The organism is Pseudomonas sp. yb_2, from assembly GCF_043103905.1.
Lineage (GTDB): Bacteria > Pseudomonadota > Gammaproteobacteria > Pseudomonadales > Pseudomonadaceae > Aquipseudomonas > Aquipseudomonas alloputida.
This window is the reverse complement of the sequence record NZ_JBICKH010000068.1, coordinates 112,336-133,566: the sequence shown is the minus strand read 5'-3', so window position 1 is coordinate 133,566 and position 21,231 is coordinate 112,336. Positions and strand designations below refer to the sequence as shown.

Here is a 21,231-nt window from a genome sequence, read left to right as displayed (position 1 = left end):
GCGAGAGCGTCTGCTACGTATTGATTGCGGGCGATCAGACGCCCGCCACGAGTTCGACGCCTGCCAGCTTCATCGTCTGTGTGCGAACTTCAACCCTGTGCTCAGTCATGGGGCGCCCTCCGGCAAAGCGCTTGCTGATCGGCCTGCCCCATGAGCGTCATCACTTTCTCGTCTGATGTCTGCGGGAAGTCCTGATACCAATAGCCAACCGAAACCATCCGCTCAGGCACCAGCGGGCACACCAGCTCATCCACTTCACCGTACAGCGCTTCGAGCGTTTCTGGCGGTGCGACCGGGACGGCGACCACGATCCGCGCCGGTGATTGGGCTCGCACGGCCTGGATAGCCGCCCGCATCGTGGCGCCGGTCGCCAGGCCGTCATCGATGAGAATCACCACCTGATCCTTGAGTTGCAGGGGTGGCCGCCCTCCCCGGTAGCCCCGTTCGCGCCGGGCCAGCTCCTCGGTTTCCCTGGCAACCACGGCGTCGAACAACGCGGGTTCTACCGGATAGGCCCGTAGCGTGTCGTCATTGAGGAAAGTGACTCCGCCGCTGGCTATCGCCCCCATGGCGAACTCGGGGTGAAACGGCATGCCGAGCTTACGCACCACCAGCAGGTCCAGGCGGACGTTGAGGGCGGTCGCGACTTCGTAGGCCACAGGAACGCCACCACGCGGCAGTGCGAGCACGATCACGTCGGGCCTGCCAGCGTAGCGGGCCAGTGGCTCGATCAGGCATCGTCCTGCCTGGGTACGGTCGGCAAACAAGGTTGGCAACGCAAGGTCATGGGACATGAACATCTCCCGCGCCGCTACGGGCGCCTGTCACTGCGGTTTCCGATGGGGGCCGTTGGTTGCTTCAAGCCGTGACTGCACGCCCCTCCTCGGGCAACAGGTCGAACTGCGCGAGGCAACGCTGCTCATCTGCAGGGGGCAGCGCCCTCAGGCCGCTCACTTCCTGCATGGGCGTTTCGAACAGGGCCAGGCGGAACACCCCATTGCGCTTCAGAAAGGCCGCTGGGGTGCGATGCAGTCGATAATCCGCGCACACCCGCATCGGCATTTGATGCAGATCAGAAAACCGCTTATCGCATGTGAGCACCCAGATATTAGTTGCTAGGCGGCTGATACACGTCCACCGCGCTGGTATCCACCGCCTTGGGTAGCAACCCCTCGCGATAGAACGCGTCGGCAATCCGTTGCTGCTCGGCCAGGTTGTCCAGCTTCACCGGCTGCACATCGTAACTGCGCCGGGCGTTGGCCTGCTGCACCGTGGCGCTGTCCAGATTACCCCACAGCGGGCCAAGGATGCGGGCAGCGGCCTCGGGGTTGGCCTTGGTCCAGGCACCGGCTTCACGCAATGCCAGGTACACCTGCTGCAATACCTCAGGATGCGCCTTGGCATAATCGCTGCCGGCGAGGTAATAGCGCTGGTAACTGGCCAGTTCGCTGCCGTCGACCAGGATCCGTGCGTTCTGCTGACGCTGGGCGCTGGCCACGTAAGGGTCCCAGGTCACCCAGGCATCGACCTTGTGGTTCTCGAAGGCAGCGCGGCCGTCGGCGGGGATCAGGTAAGCCGGCGTGATGTCCTTGAAGGTCAGCCCAGCCTTGGCCAGGGCCTGGATCAACAGATAGTGGCTGCCAGCGGCTTTGGTCACCGCCACACGCTTGCCTTTGAGGTCGGCCAGGGTCTTGAGCGGTGAGTCCGCCGGCACCAGGATCGCCTGGGCGGTCGGCGAAGGTGCTTCCCGGGCGAAATAGGTCAACTTGGCGCCTGCCGCCTGAGTGAACACCGGCACGGTGTCGGCAACGTCCGCCGAGAGGTCGACATTGCCAAGGTTCAGGGCCTCCAGCAGCGGCAGGCCGCTGGGGAACTCGTGCCAGGTCACGCGAATGCCCTCGGCCTGCAGGCGCTGTTCGAGAGTGCCCCTGGCCTTCAGCAGGGTCAGCAGGGTCGAGGATTTCTGGTAGCCGATGCGCAGGGTCTGCTCGGCGCTGGCAAGGCTTGGCAGCAAGGCGCTGGCGAGCAGCGCCAGGCCCAGCTGGCGCAGGGGTTTAAAGGTCATGAATACGTCTCCGAGGTCAGGGTTGCGCTGCAAGCTTGGCGGCGGCAGGAAGGGTGAAGCCGGTGGCAAAGGTCGGGGCCACATCAAGGCGCTCGGTCATCAGGCCGTGGGTGTGGTAGAAGTCGGCGGTGTCCTGCTGCTCGGTCACGGTTTGCGTGTCGATCACCTGCCAGCGCAGCTGCCGACGCTCGAATTGCAGGCGGGCCGCCTCTACCGGGAAGCCAATGATCGCGGCCAAGGTTTTCGAGTAGGTATCCAGGTGTTGGTTGGCCCACACCTGCGCTGCGGCCAGGCGGTTGAGATAGTCCTGCAGCGCTGCACGACGCCCAGGCTCCTCCAACGCCTTGTCGGTGGCGGCAAGGAAACTGTTGCCGGTGGACAGGCCACGACCGTTGACCAACACACGGCCTTGCCCACTCAACTCGGCCAGCGCTGTGTAAGGCTCCCAGGTCGACCAGGCATCCACCGAGCCGTTGGCCAGGGCGATCTTGGCGTCCACCGGCCCAAGGAAACGGAACTCCACATCCTTCTCGGTCAGCCCTGCCTGGGCCAGCGCCTTGAGCGCCAGATGGTGCCCGATCGACCCTCGCCCGGTCGCGATGCGCTTGCCCTTGAGTTCGGCCGCACTGCGCAGCGGCGCCTCCGGCCGCACCAGCAACGCCGTGCCGTAAGGGTCGGACTTGTCCACTGCGATGGCCTTGACCGGTGCTCCGGAGGCCAGCACGAACAGCAGTGGCGCATCGCCGATGATGCCGGCATCGATCGCCCCAGCGTTGAGCGCCTCGGCCAGCGGCGCGGCGGCAGGGAACTCGGCCCAGCGGATGTCGTAGGGCAGGTCGCGCAGGGCGTCGGCGGCCTCCAGCTGGGCGCGCATGTTACCCTTCTGGTCGCCGATGCGCAGGGTCAGGCGCTCGCTGGCGCTGGCATGACCGGCCAGCAGCAGGGCAACGGCAACGGTCAGCAGCTTCGTTCGGATGGACATGATGTTCCTCGGTGTCTTGGCGGGCAGCATCGTGCGGCCCGGCTCAAGCGACTCTAGCGAGATCTTTTAAATAAATTAAATTGATTTTAGGAATAACCTAATATGCGTTTTTATCTTCTAGAATCGTCCCGATGGCACTACCCTCCAGTGCGATGATGCTGATGCCTGATTTTTTCCCGTTCGACCCAGAGAGCGCCGATTATGAAAATCGATGATATGGACGCCTTCGTCGCCGTCATTCGTTGCCAGTCCACCAACCTTGCCGCCGAGGCCCTGCAACTGACGCAGCCGGCCATTACCCGCCGGGTGCAGAATTTCGAGGAAGACCTCGGCGCCACCCTCCTCGACCGCAACACCAAGCCGCTCAAGCCCACCCCCATGGGCTTGCGGGTCTATGAGCAGTGCAAGGCGATCCTGCGCGAGATAGACTCGCTGCGTGAACTGGTAGCCAACGACGGCGCGCCGTCGGGCACCTTGCGCCTGGGTGTGCCGCAGACATTGGGCGACGTTGTGCTGCTCGACGCCCTGGCACAGATCCGTGAGGCCTACCCCCAACTGCGCACCCAGGTCACCAGCGGCTGGGGCAGCAGCCTGATAGCGCGCATGGAAAACGGTGAGCTGGACGCTGCCGCGGCCCTGTTCCCGCCTGGCAAGATTTTCCCCGAAGGGATCGCCAGCCAGTCGATCGCGCGCATGCCGCTGAGGGTGGTCACGGCCAAGGGCAGCGCCGGCAAGCGCAGCTACAAGCTCAAGGACTGCTACACCCGCGGCTGGGTGCTGAACCCGGATGGCTGTGGCTTCCGCGCTGGGCTGCAACGGGCACTGAGTGAGCAAGGGCTGAGCCTGTCGATCAACCTCGAAACCTTCGGCACCGAGTTGCAACTGGGGCTGGTCGCCAACGGCCAGGGCCTGGGACTGGTTCCCGAGCCGCTGTTACAGACCAGCCGCCACCGCAGTGCGCTGGATGTACTGAATATCAGCGATTTCAAGCCGCAGGTGGATCTGTGGCTGTTCCATCCGCGCTACCTGGGTAATTTACAGGAGCCGGTGGAGCTTTTTGGTGAGGTCGCGGGACATCGGTTGTTGGGTTGAGCTCACTGGCCTGTGGCGCCTTGCGTGGCGAAAGGGCTGCAACGCAGCCCAAGCTATAAATGCAAATTACGCATAACAAGCAAAACTCTAAATCATTAAAACTCATAATTAGCATATAGCTAAAAAGCCTTTTACAGCCTTCATCCATGCGAATACGGTCTTAGGCAACGCACCGTCATTCAGGGATGAGCCTCATGAGTCAACCGTCCGACAGCGCTCTCGCCGAGCTGACGCTGGCCCTCGCGGCAAACGCCGAGCGCTACGACCGCAGCGCCCAGTTCCCCCAGGACAACTTCCACTTGCTGCACCGCCACGGGCTGCTCGCCCTCACTGTACCCCGTGCCTTCGGCGGAGGCGGCGCGGACCTTGCCAGCGCCCGCCGGGTGATCGGCGCGGTCGGCAAAGGTGACCCGGCCACCGCGCTGATCCTGGTGATGCAATACCTGCAGCATTTTCGCCTGCAGGACGAAGCGCGCTGGCCCGAGCCCCTGCGCCAGCGCGTGGCTTACGATGCCGTGCGGCACGGCGCGCTGATCAACGCACTGCGCGTCGAACCTGAACTGGGTACTCCGGCCCGTGGTGGCCTGCCCGCCACCGTGGCGCGACGCACGGCCGAAGGCTGGCGCTTGAGCGGGCGAAAGATCTACTCCACCGGCAGCCACGGCCTGACCTGGTACCTGGTGTGGGGCCGCAGCGACGACAACGACCCGTTGGTCGGCGGCTTCCTTGTGCACTGCGACACGCCTGGCATCACGATCATCGATGACTGGGACCACTTGGGCATGCGCGCCACTTGCAGCCACGAAGTGCGCTTCGACGATGTGCTGATTCCCCTCGACCACGCCGTCAGCGTCAGCCCCGCCAGTGCCCCGAAGGCCGAACTCGACGGCGAGAGCCTACTGTGGATGGCGGTGTTACTGCCGGCCGTATACGACGGCGTGGCCCGCGCCGCGCGCGACTGGCTGGCGGGCTTTCTCAAGCAGCGCACACCTTCCAACCTGGGAGCGCCGCTGGCCAGCCTGCCACGCTTCCAGCATGTACTCGGCCGCATCGACACCCTGCTGTTCGCCAACCAGAGCCTGCTCGACGGTGCCGCCGCCGGGCACATCTCACCCCAGCATGCCGGGCAGCTCAAGCATCTGGTCAGCGCCAACGCCATCCAGGCCGTGGAACTGGCCATCGAGGCCGCCGGCAATCCCGGGCTGTCGCGGCGCAACCCGCTGGAGCGCCACTACCGCGATGTACTTTGCAGCCGGATCCACACCCCACAGGACGATGTGGTGTTCGGCCAGGTCGGCCGTGCCGCGCTGACGGAGGTACAGGCATGAACCACTCGATCATCGCCAGCCAGCTCGACGACCAGGCCAACCAGCACCTGCGCGAACACTTGCCAGGCCATGAAGTCATTGATATCGCACCCGACCAGCTGGCTGTCGAAGCCCCCGCCGATGTGTTAATCCTGCGCCCGATCAATGTGCGTGGGCGACGCGTAGGCACCCCGCCACCCGGGTGGCCCTGGGGCCTGAAGTGGGTGCAACTGGTGTCTTCGGGCATCGACTTCTACCCCGACTGGGTGTTCCAGGGGGCGACGGTAACCAGCGGCAAAGGCGCCAACGCCGAACAAGTGGCCGAGTTTGCCCTGGCTTTGGTGTTCGCCGCTGCCAAGCAACTGCCCGGTCTATGGGTCAAGGACGCCGACTGGCGCCTGACCCCGCTGGCCCCGTTGCGTGGTCGCACCCTGGGCATCCTCGGCTTCGGCAGTATCGGCCAGAGCCTGGCGCGCAAGGCCGTGGCCCTGGGGCTTCGGGTTCTGGCCCTGAGCCGCCCCGGCCAGGGCATCGCAGACATCCCTGGCGTAGAACCTGTGGCCGACCTGCGACAGCTGTTCGCCGGCAGCGACCATCTGGTGCTGGCCGCCCCGCTCACTGCGGCCACCCGTGGCCTGATCGACCGCCAGGTCCTGGCCTATGCCCGCCCCGGCCTGCACCTGATCAACATTGCCCGCGGCGGCTTGCTCGACCAACAGGCCCTGCTCGACGCCCTGGACAGCGGCTTGATCGGCCGGGCCAGCCTGGATGTCACCGAACCCGAGCCACTGCCGGCAGGCCACCCGTTGTACCACCACCCACGGGTGTTCCTGTCACCGCACACCTCGGCCATTTCCGAGGACGGTTACCCGGCCTTTCTCGATGCCTTCATCGCCAACTTCCACCGCTACCGCGAGCAGGCGCCCCTGGCCAACCTGGTCGACACGGCGCGCGGCTATTGATTACCGGAGAGTCCCATGAGTTCACTGTCTGCCTTCACCACCAGCACCTGCAACGTACGCGACCGGGTCAGCGCCGAAGAGTGGGAGGTGCGGGTCAAGCTGGCCGCCGCTTACCGTCTGGCTGCGCTGCTGCGCTGGACAGACCACATCTACACGCACTTCTCGGTCCGCGTGCCGGGGCCGCATGAGCATTTTCTGATAAACGCCTTCGGGCTGCTGTTCGACGAAATTACCGCCTCCAACCTGGTCAAGGTCGACGTCGACGGCGCGATCATCGACGACCCGCTGGGGCTGGGCATCAACCAGGCCGGGTACGTCATTCACAGCGCCATCCACCGCACACGGCCTGATCTCAAGGCTGTGCTGCACACCCATACTCGCGACGGCGCCGCGGTGTCCGCCCAGCGCGACGGGTTGCTGCCGATCTCGCAGCACGCCTTGGCCTACTACAGCCGCGTGGTTTACCACGACTACGAAGGCGTCGCCCTGGACCTGGACGAGCAAGCACGGCTGGTGGCCAATCTGGGCGACAGCAACATTCTTATTTTGCGCAACCACGGGCTGCTGACCGGAGGTGTCAGCGTGGAACACGCGTTCCGTGAGCTGCACGGGCTGGAGCGGGCCTGCAACATCCAGATCGCCGCCCAGGCCGGGGGCAACGACCAACTGTTACATGCCTCAAAGGCGGCGATTGCCAAGGTGCATGAGCAGTCCAAGCGGTTTTCCGATGGCCAGGGGGAAGGTATCCAACGGCATTGGGATGCGCTGATTCGGCAGTTGGATCGCGAGGGCCTCGATTACCAGGACTGACTCCAAGGCACCTTTTGCCTGTTCCGGCGAACTGGCCGGAACAGGAGAGCCCCATTCATTGAAGGATCAATCCCATGCCCCCACTGCACCAACTGCTCGCGATCGGCACCCTGGCCCTGGGCCTCACCGCTTGCTCGCCGGCCGACAACACCTCAACCAGCAAGACCCTCAACATCGCCTTCTGGGGTGACAACACCACGCTGGTCAGCGTCGACCCCTTTCAGGTCTACTGGCTCGAACACCGCGTGCTGCTGCGCAACGTCGTCGAGTCGCTCACTGACCAAGACCCGCAGACCGGTCGCATCATCCCGTGGCTGGCGAAAACCTGGGAGGTCGGTGCCGATGCCCTGAGCTATACCTTCCACCTGCGCGAGGACGTCACCTTCAGCAACGGCGAACGCTTCGATGCTCACGCCGTGAAAACTGCCTTCGACAGCAACAAAGCGTTCGCCAGCCAGTTGCCGGCCACCTTCGGTGCCACCTACCTGGCCGGCTACGACCACGCCGAGGTGATCGACGACTTCACCGTGCGCCTGGTCCTGGCAAAACCCAACGCGGGTTTCCTTCAGGCCACGTCCACCACCAACCTGGCCATTCTCGCCCCGGCCTCGTACCGGTTGAGCGCGCAGCAACGCTCGCTGGGCAAGATCATCGGTACCGGGCCATTCACCCTCGATCACTACACCCCGGAGGTCGGCGCACGCCTGCTCAAGCGTGCCGATTACGCCTGGCCCTCGGCCAACGTGCGCAACCAGGGCGCGGCGTACCTGGATGCCGTGGACATCAGCTACATCCCCGAAGAGAGTGTGCGCAACGGCCTGTTCCTGCAAGGCAAGGTCGACATCCTGTGGCCACGCAACCCGTTCTCGGAAGTTGACCTGCAGCTGTTTCAGTCCAAGGGCGCGACCATCCAGAGCCGTTCGCTGCCAGGCCCGGCGCTGAACCTCTACCCCAATACCCGCAACGACCGCCTGCTCGGTGACCGCCAAGTGCGCCTGGCGCTGCAGAAGGCCATCGACCGCACCAGCTACGCGCACACCGTCTACAACACTGCGTTCCCGGTGGTGAGTGGCGTATACGACGTCACCACACCGTTCTTCAAAGCCCAAACCGACAAGCTCGCCTACGACCCCAAAGGTGCCGAGCAACTGCTCGACGCCGCTGGCTGGCACAAAGGCGACGACGGCTACCGGCACAAGAACGGCCAGCGCCTGACGCTGCGCTACAACCTCACACCCGCCGAAAGCGCCGGTGACGTGCTGGTACAGGACCAACTGCGCAAAGTGGGCATCGACCTCAAACTGAACGTACTGACCCGCGCCGAATGGGTGACCGGCAATTCGACAGGCGCCTACGACCTCACCTCCACCTACATGACCCGCGCCGACCCGATCATCCTGCAGACCATCCTCGACCCGCGCGCCGCCAACAGCGCCACGCTCGCCACCAACACCTACGAGCCCGACACCCTGGCCAAAGCTCAGGCGCTGTTCGACAGCGGTATCACCGCCACTGCCGACACGCAACGGGCCCAGGCCTACGGCCAACTGCAGGACCTGCTGGTCGACGAAGCGTCGGCGTTCCCGCTGTACGAGCGCGTCTGGCAGGCCGCCACCGCGCCGCGGGTCAAGCACTTCCACTGGACCGCCGAAGGCTTCGCCCTGCTCAGTGACATCCAGGTCGGCCAGCCATGAGACGCTACCTGATCGGCCGCGTCGGCCAGGCCCTGCTGGTGTTGTGGGGGGCTTATACCATCACCTACTTCATCCTCTACCTGCTGCCCGGCGACACCTTGGCGATCATGCTGAGCGCCTCCGGCATGGAAGCCGACGGCCTGTCGCCCGAGGACCTGGCCAAAGCACGCACTTACTATGGGCTGGACAAAGGCTTGTTCGAACAGTATTTCGACCTGCTGTGGCGGGCCCTGCACGGCGACCTTGGCCAATCGCTGTCGCTGGGCCGACCGGTCACGGCACTGTTGGCCGAGCGCCTGCCGCAGACCCTGGCCCTGGCCGGTGCCGCCATTGCCCTGTCGCTGTTGGCGGGTGTCGGCCTTGCCTGTCTGACCGCCTACCTGCAATGGCGTCCACTGAAGACTGCACTGGCGCGCCTGCCCTCGCTGGGCTTCTCGGTGCCGGTGTTCTGGATGGGCCTGCTGCTGATCCAGGTGTTCGCCTTCGCGTTGGGCTGGTTTCCGGCCACGGGCAGCCAAGGCCTGGCCAGCCTGGTGCTGCCGGCCATCACCCTGGCGATCCCCAGCGCTGCGGTGTACGCCCAGGTGCTGCAACGCGGCTTTCAGGGCGTGTGGCAGGAGCCGTACATCACCACCGCCTTCGCCAAGGGCCTTAGCCGGGCCCAGGTTCAGGCACGCCATGGCCTGCGCAACGCGGCGCTGCCGCTATTGACGCTGGTCGGCCTGCAAGTCGGCAATACCGTGTCCGGGGCTGTATTGGTGGAAACCATCTTCTCGCGCAACGGCGTCGGCCGTCTGGCCCAGGAGGCCGTGCTGCGCCAGGACATACCCGTGGTGCTGGCGATCGTCGGGGCGTCGGCTGCGGCCTTCGTGGTGGTGAACCTGCTCGTCGATCTGTTCTATCCCTACCTCGACCCGCGTATCACCCACACCGCGAAGGTGAACTGAGATGACCCTCGACATACCCCTGTCACCCCTCGACACCGCGCCCTCCGAGCCCCGCCCTGCCGCCACCTGGAGGCGTCGCACACGTTGGCAGCGCGCATACCAGATGTTGGCCCCGCTGCTGCGCCGACCCGGTTTCAGCCTGGCGCTGCTGATCGTACTGTTCGCCCTGCTTTGCGCGCTGGCCCCGCACTGGCTCAGCAGCTTCGATCCCTACGCCACCGCACCCGCCGACAAGCTCAGTCCACCCAGCCTGGCGCACTGGTTCGGCACCGACGAACTGGGCCGCGACCTCTACACCCGGGTGGTGTATGGCGCGCGCCTGTCGGTGCTCGCCGCCCTGCTGGCGGTGGCCATCGCCTTGCTGGGCGGCTTGGGCCTGGGCGTGCTGGCCGGTTTTGCCGGCGGGCACGTCGACGCCGCGCTGATGCGCCTGATCGACGTATTGCTGGCCCTGCCCGGCCTGCTGTTGGCCCTGGCCATCGTCACCGCCATTGGCTTCGGCACCGTGCCGGTGGCCGTCGCCGTGGGCGTCGGCATCCTGCCCGGTTTTGCCCGCACCACCCGAGCCGAAGTGCTGCGCATCAAGACCCTGCCCTTTGTGGAAGCCGCACGCCTGTGCGGTGCCAGCTGGGCACGCACCCTGCTGCGCCATGTACTGCCCAATGCCTGGAGCCCGGTAGCGGTGCTCGCCACCCTGGACTTCGGCGCTGCCATCCTGGCCACGGCCGGGCTGAGTTTCCTCGGCTTTGGCGCGGCGCCACCCGCCGCGGAATGGGGCACGCTGATCGCCAACGGCCGTCACTTCCTCATCACCGCCCCTTGGCTATCCCTGCTACCGGGGCTGTTCGTGGTGGCCGTGGTGTTCAGCCTCAACCACCTGGCGCGCAGCGCCGAGGAGCATGCCCGATGAGCCAGTCACCCCTGATCGAGGTCCGCGACCTAAGCGTCAGCTACAGCTTCGCCGGGCAACGCAGCCAGGCCCTGCGCCAGCTGTCGTTCAGCCTGGTCCAGGGCGAGACCCTGGCGGTGGTGGGCGAGTCAGGCTCGGGCAAATCGACCCTGGCCAACGCCCTGCTTGGTCTGTTGCCGGGCAATGCACGCATCGACCAAGGCCAGTTATGGGTCGATGGTGTCGATATGGCGCAAGCCAGCGAACGCGCCAGGCGCCAGTTGCGCGGGCGCACCATCGGCCTGGTGCCGCAAGACCCAATGGTCAGCCTCAACCCCACCCAACGGATCGGCCAGCAAATCGCCGAGGCGCTGCAGCTGGCGCGTGGACGACGCTATCCAGGCCAAGAGGCCAAGGTGCTGGCGCTGCTGGACCAGGTCGGCCTCGACGAGCCGGCGCTGCGTGCGCGGCAGTACCCCCATGAGCTGTCCGGCGGCATGCGCCAGCGGGTGCTGATTGCCATCGCCCTGGCCGGCGAGCCACGGTTGATCATCGCCGACGAGCCCACCAGTGCGCTGGACGTGACTGTGCAGCGGCGTATTCTCGATCACCTGCAACTGCTGGTCGCCGAGCGCGGCATCTCGCTGCTGATCATCACCCATGATCTGGGCATGGCCTGTGACCGCGCCGACCGCCTGCTGGTGATGAAGCAGGGTGAGCAGGTCGAACACGGCTCGCCCCGGCAGATCCTCTGGGGCGCCCGGCAACCCTACACCCGCGCCCTGCTCGATGCCGCGCCGGCCTTCGTGCCACGGCGCAGGCCAGCCGCACCGCGGGGCCAGACGCCACTGCTGCGCCTGAGCCATGTCGGCAAACGGTTCGAGCTGCCCGGCAAAAACGAGCATTACACTGCCCTGCACGACCTGAGCCTTGAACTGCATGCCGGGCAGACCCTGGCGATTGTCGGCGAATCCGGCTCGGGCAAGAGCACCGCCCTGCGCATCGCCCTGGGCCTGGAGAAGCCCAGTCAAGGGCAGGTGGTGTTCGCCGGCGAGGACGTCACCGGTTACACCTGGAGCCAGTTCCGCCCCTTGCGCCGGCGTATCCAGCTGGTGCAGCAAAACCCGTTCGCCGCGCTCGACCCGCGCTTCACCGTGTTCGACAGCGTCGTCGAGCCGCTGGTCTCTTTCGGCCTGCTCCGGGGCGAGGCACTAGAGCGCAAGGCCCGCGAGCTGATCACACGGGTGCAATTGCCAGTGCAGTTCCTCGATCGCCTGCCCAGGGAATTGTCAGGTGGCCAGCGCCAACGCGTGGCGATTGCACGGGCGTTGGCACTGGAGCCAGAGGTGCTGCTGCTCGATGAGCCAGTCAGTGCACTGGACGTGTCTGTGCAGGCGCAGATCCTCGCCCTGCTGGACGAATTGCAGCGCGAGCTCGGCATGGCCTATGTGCTGGTCTCCCATGACCTGGCGGTGGTGGCGAGCATGGCAGACCAGGTGCTGGTGCTACGGCGCGGGCAGGTGGTCGAGCAAGGGCCGGCGCTGCAGGTGCTCAGCAAGTCGGCCAGCGCCTACACACGGGCGCTGATCGACGCGATACCAGGGCATTCACGCAGCGTGTTGCCCGTGGCGATTTAACGGTTGTGCCGTGCGGCACTGACGTGTCGCACGGATCGACCCTTGGTGCACATCTGAAAAGAGGTATTGACCATGAGTAAACGGCAGTTCCATCTCGGCGCCATGAACCACGGCGTCGGCCACAAAAGGAGTTCCATTGCATGAGCCTCGAATTCATTGGCCTGATCGGCCCCCATGAAAGCAGCGAATCACAGGCGCCGCGCGGACCGCAGGTTGACCTGGGCTTCATCAAGGCCTTCGCCCAGGCCCAGGAGTACGCCGGCTTCGACAAGGCCCTGCTGGCGGTGAATACCAGCGCGCCAGACTCGATGATTCTCGCCAGCTACGTGGCCGCGCTCACCGAGCGCATCGGCCTGCTGGTGGCACACCGCCCCGGCTTCCAGGCACCGACCTTCGCTGCCCGCCAATTCGCCACCCTCGACCAGCTCAGCCGCGGCCGTGCTTCGATCAACGTGATAACCGGTGGCGACAGCGGCGACCTGCAGCGCGACGGCGACTTTCTCGACAAAGATGCCCGCTACGCACGTACCGACGAATACCTCGATGTGCTGCGTAACACCTGGACCCAGACGTCGCCCTTCGACCACCACGGCGACCACTACCGGGTAGAGGACAACCTGACCTTGGTCAAACCCGTGGGCAAGCTGCCGGTGTACTTCTCCGGCGCCTCGGACGCGGCGGTAGAAGTCGCGGCCAAGCATGCCGACGTCTACATGATGTGGGGCGAGCCGCTGGAGCAGGTGCGCGAACGCATCGCCCAGGTGCGCAAGGCCGCCGCTCGCCATGGGCGTGAGCAGCACATTCGCTTCAGCCTGTCGCTGCGGCCGATCCTGGGGGCCACCGAGGAGGAAGCCTGGGCCCGCGCTGAACGCATCCTGGCCGATGCACAGCAGCGTATTGGCATCCGCCAGGGCAACCGCCGCGAGAAGAATTTCGGCAAGAGCAACGTGGGGTCCGAACGCCTGGTGCAACTGGCCAGTCAGCGCAAGGTCCACGACACTCGGCTGTGGACAGAGATTGCCGCACTGGGTGGCGGGGCCGGTAATTCCACCTCGCTGGTCGGTACCGCCGAACAGGTCGCCGAAGCGACGCTGGCGTACTACGACCTGGGCGTGAGCACGTTCCTGTTCCGTGGCTTCGATCAGTTGCGTGATGCCGTGGAGTATGGGCAGGCGTTGATTCCGCGGATTCGGGCGCTGGTAGCAGACCAGGAAGCCGGTCGCAGCACCCGCAGCGCCTGATCTGCACCGGCCTCTTCGCGACGAAGGACGTTCCTACAGGTGATTGAAGATTCCTGTAGGAACGGTTGTTAGCCGCGAAGAGGCCGGCCCAGGCGATCTAGCGGCCAGACCGCGGTAACGCCAATCCCAAGCTTTCCCGAAGGGTCGTGCCCTCATACGCCGTGCGATACACCCCACGTGCCTGCAGCAACGGTACCACTTCTTCGGTAAACCGCCGGAACTGGCCAGGATGACCAATGTAGATATTGAACCCATCCAGCGCCCGCGCTTCGAACCACTCGGCCATCTTCGCCGCCACGGTTTCGGCCGAACCAACGAAGGCCCCTGGCCGTAACTGACGGCCAAACTCAACAGCCTGACGCAGACTGAAGGCCTTGTCCCGCGCCTGGTCGGCAATACGCTTGGCATTCGTGAAAAAGCTGCTCCGTGCAAACTCCAGGCTCTCTTGCGGGAACGGGGCATCCAGGTCGTACTGGCTGAAATCATGCCAGCCGAAGTTGCGCCCGAATTCCTTCAACGCCAGTTCGAAACTGTGGTCGGCCTGATGGTAATGGCGCTCGATCTCACGGGCGTGGGCGTCGTTGTCACCCACGTAGATCTCCGCGCCGGGCAATACCAGCAACTGCTCCGGGTCGCGACCCAGGCGCGCGGCGCGGCGCTTGATGTCGCGGTAGAAGGCCTGGCCCTGCTCGATGCTGGCGGCGTGGGTGAACACCACATCAGCCGTAGCGGCCCCGAGCGCTCGGCCTTGTTCGGAATCGCCCGCCTGGAAGATCACCGGCTGCCCCTGGGGCGAGCGCTGGATGTTGAGCGGGCCGACGACCGAGAAATGCTTACCCTTGTGGTTGAGCGCATGCAGCTTGGTCGGGTCGAGGAACCGGCCACTGGCCCGATCACGGGGGAAAGCATCGTCTTCATACGACTGCCACAGCCCCTGCACGACTTGCACATGCTCCTCGGCACGGGCGTAACGGGTGTCGTAGTCATAATGCTCGTCGAGCCCGTAGTTACCGGCAGTGCCGGCATCGCCGCTGGTGACCACGTTCCACCCTGCACGGCCCTTGCTGATCAGGTCCAGCGAAGCCAGGCGGCGGGCGACGTTGAAGGGCGCGTTGTAAGAAGTGGTAAGGGTACCCACCAGGCCGATATGGCGGGTGCTGACCGCCAGAGCCGAGAGCAGGGTCAACGGCTCCAGCCGATTGAGATAGTGCGAAGGCGAGCCGGGGGTGATGAACTGGCTGTCGACGATGAACATCAGGTCGAACAACGCGGCTTCCGCCTGCCGGGCGATGGCGATGTACCAGTCGATGTTCACGCTGGCGTCGGCGGGCAGTTCGGGGTCGAGCCACAGGTTGTGCCGGCCCGGGCCGCCACTGCCCATGGTCAGGGCGCCAAGTTTGATCTGTCGTTTGCTCATGGGAGTTCCTGTTGGATGGTCCATATCTGAATGCCGCCGCGGTCCTTGCGCAGCGGCCTAGTTATTGCCGAATGCTGCGTTGAACGAGGTATCGAACAGGCTTTGCGCCGGGTATGCCTTGATCAGCCCGAGCCCGGAGAAGAAATCCACGGTTTTCTGCGCATCGGCGATCACCTGCGGGTCCAGCGGCGCGAGGTCGGTGCGTGCACGGGCGAACCAGGCACGGGCGATGTCGCGATCAGCACGGGTGAGCTTGGCCCACGCGTCGGCGTAGGCCTCGGTATTGGCGGGGGCGCTCAAGGTCCAGTCACGGGCCTTTTTCAGGCGCTGGAGGAAATCGGCGATCTGCGCTCGCTTGAGTTCCACCGCCTTGCTGTTGGCGACCACGAAGCTCTGCGCCGGGATCACCCCATCGGCGGTGGCCAGCACCCGGGCGCCTTGCCGCTCCTGCTGAGTGACGTAAGGCTCCCAGGTGGCGATCACATCCACCGAACCACCGTCCAAGGCGTGGGATGCATCCAGCGCACTGAGGTAACGCAGCTCCACGGCATCACGCGGCACCCCGGCCTTGTCCAGGGCACTGAACAGCAATTGCTGGCTCCACGAGCCTTTCCAGATGGCCGCGCGTTTGCCGCGCAGGTCCTGCAGGCTGTGGATCGGAGAATCCTTGCGCGCCAGGATGGCCACGCCTTCGAGGTTCTGCCGGCTGACCGCAATCACCTTGATCGGCGCCCCCAAGGCACCGAGGAACAGGGGCGGCGCGTCGCCCAGCAGGCCAATATCGAGACTGCCGACGTTGAGCGCTTCGGCCACCGGGGAGCCTGCGGTGAACTGCTTCCACTCCAGGGTGTAAGGCAGTTGTTCTAGCACGCCGGCGGCTTCCATCACGGCACGAGCGTTGTAACTCTGGTCACCGACCACCAGGGTCTGGGCGGCGGCGGCAAGGCTGAAAGTGGTGGCCAACACGGTGGCGGCCAGCTGTTTGAAGTAACGCACGTTCGTCTCCAGATACCCGCTTGGGGCATGCGAGGCGATCCGCGCGTGCGGTCTCGTCTGTTATTGTTTATAGCTCCGAGGTATTAACGGAGTATTCTTTATAATCTAATCAGTGTTACTCATCCTGTGAAATGCACGTTGGGTATATCCTCATGCTTTTCACTGCGGCAATTTCAAAACAAACGGTCCATCCTGTAAATGCATATTTTGCATATTAGCTTATGTTTATTTTGCATTTTGAGAATAGAAAAAAGGTTTGCTAGGGTTAACTGAAACCTGAGAGCAGAGCCTGAACCATGACCGAACCCCTGCACCCGCAGCGCTTGCGCCACTTCATCGACCACCTCGCCACGCTGCTTGACCGACAGCCTGACGAAGCCACCCTTCTCGACGCAGGCCAAGGCCTGCTGGCCGATCTGGTCGCCCATGACGACTGGCTGCCGAACGACCTCGCCCAGCCCGACCCGCAGCGCTATCAGCAATACCTGCTGCACTGCGACTCGCGCCAACGTTTCTCGGTGGTGAGCTTCGTCTGGGGCCCGGGGCAGCAAACACCGATCCACGACCACCGGGTCTGGGGGCTGATCGGCATGCTGCGCGGTGCCGAGCACGCTCAGGGATTCGTGCGTGACGCCAGAGGCGCTTTGTTGCAAGAGGGGGCCCCCATCCGTCTGGTGCCCGGCCAGGTGGAAGCGGTGTCGCCGCGCATCGGCGACATTCATCAGGTGAGCAATGCGTTCGCCGACCAGGTATCGATCAGCATTCACGTCTATGGCGGCAACATCGGCGGTGTCAAGCGCGCGGTGTACGCCTTGGATGGCAGCGAAAAACCGTTTGTCTCCGGCTATTCCAATACCCGCCTGCCAAACATCTGGGACCTGTCCAAAGAGAACCCTGCCCCATGAGCACCGTCACCACCCGCCGTTACCACGACATCCGCCGTGCTTTACTGGCCAAGGAGGAGCTGGCCCTGATCGACGTACGCGAAGAAGACCCTTTCGCCCAGGCCCATCCGCTGTTCGCGGCCAACATACCCCTGTCGAAACTGGAGCTGGAAATCTTCGCCCGCGTTCCCCGGCGGGACACCGCACTCACCGTCTACGATGACGGTGAGGGGCTCGCCGCAGTCGCCGCGCAGCGTTTACTGGCCTTGGGCTACGTCAATGTTGCCTTGCTTGATGGCGGCCTTGCCGGCTGGCGCGCTGCGGGCGGCGAGTTGTTTCGTGATGTCAACGTGCCAAGCAAAGCTTTCGGCGAACTGGTGGAGAGCGTGCGCCACACGCCTTCGCTGGCTGCCGAACAGGTCAAGGCGCTGCTTGATGGACAGGCCAATGTGGTGGTCCTCGATGCCCGCCGTTTCGACGAATACCAGACCATGAGCATCCCCGGCGGCATCAGCGTGCCCGGCGCCGAACTGGTGCTGCGCGTGGCCGAACTGGCGCCTGACCCGGCGACCCAGGTGATCGTCAACTGTGCCGGGCGCACCCGTAGCATCATCGGCACCCAGTCGCTGATCAATGCCGGCATTCCCAATCCGGTGGCGGCCCTGCGCAATGGCACCATCGGCTGGACCCTGGCGGGGCAGCAACTGGCTCATGGTCAGGACCGCCGCTTTGCCGAGGTCACCGCGGTTACCCGCGCCAACGCCGCCGGCCAGGCCCGGGCGGTAGCAGACCGCGCCGGCGTGCTGCGCCTGGACCGCGCCGGGCTGGGCCAGTGGCAGGCCGACACGCAGCGCACCCTCTACCTGTTCGATGTGCGTACGACCGAGGAATACAGCGCCGGTCATCTGCCGGGCAGCCGCCCGGTGCCCGGCGGGCAACTGGTTCAAGAGACCGACCACGTCGCCAGTGTGCGCGGGGCGCGCATCGCGCTGGTGGACGACGATGGCGTGCGCGCCAACATGAGCGCCTCGTGGCTGGCACAGATGGGCTGGCAGGTCGCTGTGGTCGACGGGCTGACTGCAGCGGACTTCAGCGACCGGGGCGAATGGCAACCGCCGCTGCCCGAATTGCCGGATGCCAGCGAAATAACCGTCGAGCAACTGGCCAGCTGGCTGCAGGAAGACGGCACAGTAGTGCTGGACTTCACCGCCAGTGCCAATTACGTCAAGCGCCATATCCCGGGCGCGTACTGGGCGATCCGTACCCAGCTGGCCGACGCCCTGGAACGGCCGCCCGAGGCCCGCCGTTATGTGTTGACCTGTGGCAGCAGCCTGCTGGCGCGTTTTGCCGCGCGCGACCTGCAGACGCTGACCCGCACGCCGGTTTACGTGCTCGCAGGAGGCACCGCACGCTGGATCGCCGCCGGTCTTCCATTGGAAGGCGGTGAGGCCCGCCTTGCCGTACCACGCAGCGATCGCTACCGGCGTCCCTATGAAGGCACAGACAACCCACACGAGGCGATGCAGGGCTACCTGGACTGGGAATTTGGCCTGATTGCGCAGCTTGAGCGCGATGGCACTCATGGTTTCAGGGTGCTTTGAACCGTATCCACGGTGGTATTTGAAACGACGCGCTGGATCGAAAGCGGGCCTGGACGGCCGAAAGCTTTCGAACCAGACGCGTTACAAGGGTAATAACCGTTGCGGGTCGGCTCTCGTCGATACACAACGCTTGATGAGTGATGATCAACGGAGCCTGTACCAGATACTCAGTGGTACGTCTGAAACATCACATTAGAAATGCACCTTGATCAATGCACTCAACGCGTTCTGATCGGTCGGAAAGCCGTGGCTGTCTTCGATGCCATATTTGTCGGACCAATAGTCCCACTCGATCCCGGCATAGAAACGCGCCGGCGCTTGCCCCATCGCCTTACCGACGTCGTACTTGATCTGGGGGTTGAAGTGGAAACTCTTGGCTACATAGTTCGAGGTACCCTTCGTCCCCACATCATTGACGTACCACTCCAGATAACCGTCGAGCAAAATGTCGGAGCGCCCGAGCGGTATCGTCATGGCCCAGGTCGGGTTGATCTGCCACTGTCCAGACGCTTTACCGGTGATCCCATCGGGCTTGCGGTAGTAAGTGTTCAGTGAAAAACGATCAAATCCAGGCAGGTTCAGGTCAACAGCGGGCCCAAGCAGGTACTTTCGATTGCGCCCTTCTCCACGCTCATAGGTGGCAGCGATCAACACATCATTGACGATGCCATAGCTGAGACGGTGGCCACTGATCTTGCCGAGCGACAGTCGCGGTGAAAACTCGCCGTAATAGGTGTAGCCATCGTTGCCGGACAAGCCGTTGGACCACTTGTTATCGACGAACAGGAACATGTCGCCCCACGTCCAGCCACTGGCGTGCTCGAAGGTGATGGTTTGCTGGATATCGTTGCCGGTGCCATCGACTTTATAACCATGCCCGTAGAGGTAGCTGAGGCTGTTGTTGCTCCACATCAGCGGATTCGCCTGGGCACTGCCGGTGGCCAACGCGCAGAGTGGGACGACGCTGTGAAGCAGCCAGGAAAGAGCGTTCGGTTTCATTTGCATCCCTTGGGTCGTGATTGTTGGTTTTCGCCAGCAAGGGTATGCAGCAGCGGACGACCTCTCCTCTGGCCCCGGCTCATGCCGAGGCGCCACCCTTGCCGGGGGAGCGGCGCAAGGCCGCCAGAGCAATGTCCCATGCCATCTTTGGGCACTGACCGCTTCTACTCGAGTTAGCGCAAAGCAGGGCGCGTGCCAACTAATCGGATACACGTAAATTGCTTATTGTGAGCAATCCTAATCATCAATGAACACCATCCACTCAGAACATTGCGCACTCTATTAGTGCTCAATCGGTACGTTCTGCACCTTCTCAACTCACGCGTCAGTGCCGTCCCCCTCGGGTGCGGGTCGCTACACCGCAAAGTCAGCGGCTTCATGAAATTGGCATGCTTCTGGCTTCTTGTATCAGCGAGTAGAAGCGGTCAGTGCCAGGCATGGCATGGGGCATTGCTCTTGCGTCCTTCGGGGCGTACATCCGAGCGGATGTTTGAACGAGGCTATGGCAGCCCCGGGCAAGAGAGCAATGTCAGTTTCCAGTTCACGCCCTTTTGCTTCGCGACGCCATTCTCTTCCCACGTTCTCTCCGCCCGGCTCCTTCGCTGTCGCGCTATCCGGCGCACGGTGGTTTTTTGAATCGGGGTGAAGAACACATGAAGAAAACGCGTTTTGCCTTGGCTCGCCCGTTACGCTCGCTGTTGGCAGCAGCGTTGCTCCCCACCACGCTGACGATCGCTCCGCTGGCGATCGCTGGCGACAAAGTCGTGTTGCTGACCTCCTGGTATGCTCAGGCCGAACAGGGCGGCTTCTACCAGGCACTGGCCGATGGGTTGTACGAAAAGGAAGGCCTGGATGTGTCCATCCGCATGGGGGGACCACAGGTCAATGGCATGCAACTGCTGGTCAGCAAGCAAGCTGATTTCATCGTCAACTATGACCTGCAGATTCTAAAAAGTGTCGAGCAAGGCCTGCCAGTGGTCGCAGTGGCTGCGCCCTTCCAAGGAGACCCGCAAGGGTTGATGACCCACGCGGACGTCAGCGGACTTGATGCTCTCGGCGGCAAGCCTGTGCTGGTGTCCACTTCGGGCCAGCAAACCTGGTGGCCCTGGCTGAAGGGTAAATATCAATTGGCTGACAACCAGGCGCGGCCTTACACCTTCAACCTGCAACCCTTTCTAGCCGACCCGCAAACCACACAACAGGCGTATGCCAGCTCGGAACTGTTCCAGGCGATAAAGGCAGGCGTGACCCCTAACTTTTTCCTCTTCGCAGATGCCGGTTATCCACCCTACGGATCCACCGTGGTCACCCGTCAAGACATCATCGCTGAGCACCCAGAGCGGGTAGCAGGTTTCGTGCGCGCATCCATGGAGGGTTGGAAGCGCTATCTGGATGACCCCAGCGCCGGCAATGCACTGATCAAGCGCGACAACCCCAACATGACCGATGAACTGCTGGCCTGGGGCGTCTCGACCCTCAAGCAGTACCGCCTGGTCACCGGTGGAGAGGCTGCAACCCAGGGGATCGGCACCATGACTGACAGCCGCTGGCAAGCAACCCGCGACTTCATGGTCGAGGCGGGTCTGCTCGGTCCCGACGCACCTTGGCGCAACGCCTACACCACGCGCTTTGTGCAAGACCTGAAGGTACTCCCTGAGGCCGAGCAGGTCGGCAGCCGCTGAACACCATAACAAGCTCAACGCTGTGA

General features: G+C 64.0%; 18 protein-coding genes. 12 read left to right on the top strand and 6 right to left on the bottom strand.

Going from position 1 to position 21,231, the window contains the following annotated elements; genetic code table 11:
• Positions 1-101: 101 nt before the first annotated feature.
• The 3 genes from ACF8FB_RS17395 to ACF8FB_RS17385 all read right to left on the bottom strand — a co-directional run bounded on the left by ACF8FB_RS17395 (position 102) and on the right by ACF8FB_RS17385 (position 3,047).
• Positions 102-794, bottom strand: coding sequence for a phosphoribosyltransferase (locus ACF8FB_RS17395; RefSeq protein WP_392510025.1), 693 nt, complete (start codon positions 792-794; stop codon positions 102-104).
• A gap of 314 nt (positions 795-1,108) precedes the next feature.
• Entirely contained in the window at positions 1,109-2,065 is a 957-nt protein-coding gene (locus ACF8FB_RS17390) for an aliphatic sulfonate ABC transporter substrate-binding protein (RefSeq protein WP_010954113.1), read from the bottom strand.
• A 16-nt stretch (positions 2,066-2,081) separates the two neighbouring features.
• Positions 2,082-3,047 (bottom strand): ABC transporter substrate-binding protein, encoded by a 966-nt coding sequence (locus tag ACF8FB_RS17385; protein ID WP_010954112.1) that lies wholly within the window; start codon positions 3,045-3,047, stop codon positions 2,082-2,084.
• A 201-nt stretch (positions 3,048-3,248) separates the two neighbouring features.
• Here ACF8FB_RS17385 and ACF8FB_RS17380 point away from each other — a divergent pair, with 201 nt between their 5' ends.
• The 9 genes from ACF8FB_RS17380 to ACF8FB_RS17340 all read left to right on the top strand — a co-directional run bounded on the left by ACF8FB_RS17380 (position 3,249) and on the right by ACF8FB_RS17340 (position 13,626).
• Positions 3,249-4,139 carry a LysR family transcriptional regulator gene (locus ACF8FB_RS17380; RefSeq protein WP_010954111.1) on the top strand — a complete coding sequence of 297 codons (891 nt, stop codon included), beginning with the start codon at positions 3,249-3,251 and terminating at the stop codon, positions 4,137-4,139.
• A 194-nt stretch (positions 4,140-4,333) separates the two neighbouring features.
• Positions 4,334-5,467: an acyl-CoA dehydrogenase family protein gene (locus tag ACF8FB_RS17375; protein WP_350297872.1), complete on the top strand. Its 1,134-nt coding sequence runs from the start codon at positions 4,334-4,336 to the stop codon at positions 5,465-5,467.
• The gene (locus tag ACF8FB_RS17370) at positions 5,464-6,408 is read left to right on the top strand and encodes a D-isomer specific 2-hydroxyacid dehydrogenase family protein (protein ID WP_010954109.1); all 945 of its coding nucleotides are present in this window, start codon (positions 5,464-5,466) and stop codon (positions 6,406-6,408) included. The genes ACF8FB_RS17375 and ACF8FB_RS17370 overlap by 4 nt, the downstream gene beginning before the upstream one ends.
• Before the next feature lie 15 nt (positions 6,409-6,423).
• On the top strand, positions 6,424-7,218 hold the full coding sequence (locus ACF8FB_RS17365; protein ID WP_392510024.1) for a class II aldolase/adducin family protein: 795 nt from the start codon (positions 6,424-6,426) through the stop codon (positions 7,216-7,218).
• A gap of 74 nt (positions 7,219-7,292) precedes the next feature.
• Positions 7,293-8,912: an ABC transporter substrate-binding protein gene (locus ACF8FB_RS17360; RefSeq protein WP_350297870.1), complete on the top strand. Its 1,620-nt coding sequence runs from the start codon at positions 7,293-7,295 to the stop codon at positions 8,910-8,912.
• The gene (locus tag ACF8FB_RS17355) at positions 8,909-9,859 is read left to right on the top strand and encodes an ABC transporter permease (RefSeq protein ID WP_010954106.1); all 951 of its coding nucleotides are present in this window, start codon (positions 8,909-8,911) and stop codon (positions 9,857-9,859) included. Before ACF8FB_RS17360 ends, ACF8FB_RS17355 begins: the two co-directional genes overlap by 4 nt.
• Before the next feature lies 1 nt (position 9,860).
• Positions 9,861-10,769, top strand: coding sequence for an ABC transporter permease (locus tag ACF8FB_RS17350; protein ID WP_010954105.1), 909 nt, complete (start codon positions 9,861-9,863; stop codon positions 10,767-10,769).
• Positions 10,766-12,385 (top strand): ABC transporter ATP-binding protein, encoded by a 1,620-nt coding sequence (locus tag ACF8FB_RS17345; RefSeq protein WP_350297869.1) that lies wholly within the window; start codon positions 10,766-10,768, stop codon positions 12,383-12,385. Before ACF8FB_RS17350 ends, ACF8FB_RS17345 begins: the two co-directional genes overlap by 4 nt.
• Before the next feature lie 140 nt (positions 12,386-12,525).
• Positions 12,526-13,626, top strand: a complete 1,101-nt coding sequence (locus ACF8FB_RS17340) for an LLM class flavin-dependent oxidoreductase (RefSeq protein ID WP_010954103.1) — start codon at positions 12,526-12,528, stop codon at positions 13,624-13,626.
• A gap of 97 nt (positions 13,627-13,723) precedes the next feature.
• Here the strand turns inward: ACF8FB_RS17340 and ACF8FB_RS17335 are convergent, their stop codons facing one another.
• Together ACF8FB_RS17335 and ACF8FB_RS17330 are read right to left on the bottom strand one after the other, a co-directional pair.
• Positions 13,724-15,043 (bottom strand): LLM class flavin-dependent oxidoreductase, encoded by a 1,320-nt coding sequence (locus ACF8FB_RS17335; protein WP_392510022.1) that lies wholly within the window; start codon positions 15,041-15,043, stop codon positions 13,724-13,726.
• A 57-nt stretch (positions 15,044-15,100) separates the two neighbouring features.
• Positions 15,101-16,039 (bottom strand): ABC transporter substrate-binding protein, encoded by a 939-nt coding sequence (locus ACF8FB_RS17330; RefSeq protein ID WP_010954101.1) that lies wholly within the window; start codon positions 16,037-16,039, stop codon positions 15,101-15,103.
• Positions 16,040-16,335: 296 nt separating this feature from the next.
• Between ACF8FB_RS17330 and ACF8FB_RS17325 the strand changes: the two genes are divergently transcribed.
• Together ACF8FB_RS17325 and ACF8FB_RS17320 are read left to right on the top strand one after the other, a co-directional pair.
• Positions 16,336-16,944: a cysteine dioxygenase gene (locus tag ACF8FB_RS17325; protein ID WP_392510021.1), complete on the top strand. Its 609-nt coding sequence runs from the start codon at positions 16,336-16,338 to the stop codon at positions 16,942-16,944.
• Positions 16,941-18,524, top strand: coding sequence for a rhodanese-related sulfurtransferase (locus ACF8FB_RS17320; RefSeq protein WP_060489562.1), 1,584 nt, complete (start codon positions 16,941-16,943; stop codon positions 18,522-18,524). Before ACF8FB_RS17325 ends, ACF8FB_RS17320 begins: the two co-directional genes overlap by 4 nt.
• 192 nt (positions 18,525-18,716) lie before the next feature.
• On the opposite strand, the gene ACF8FB_RS17315 is transcribed toward ACF8FB_RS17320, so the two are convergent.
• Positions 18,717-19,523 carry a hypothetical protein gene (locus ACF8FB_RS17315; protein WP_392511601.1) on the bottom strand — a complete coding sequence of 269 codons (807 nt, stop codon included), beginning with the start codon at positions 19,521-19,523 and terminating at the stop codon, positions 18,717-18,719.
• Positions 19,524-20,176: 653 nt separating this feature from the next.
• On the opposite strand from ACF8FB_RS17315, the gene ACF8FB_RS17310 reads away from it, so the two are divergent.
• Complete coding sequence (locus ACF8FB_RS17310) at positions 20,177-21,205, top strand: ABC transporter substrate-binding protein (RefSeq protein ID WP_010954098.1); 1,029 nt, start codon at positions 20,177-20,179, stop codon at positions 21,203-21,205.
• Positions 21,206-21,231: the final 26 nt, after the last annotated feature.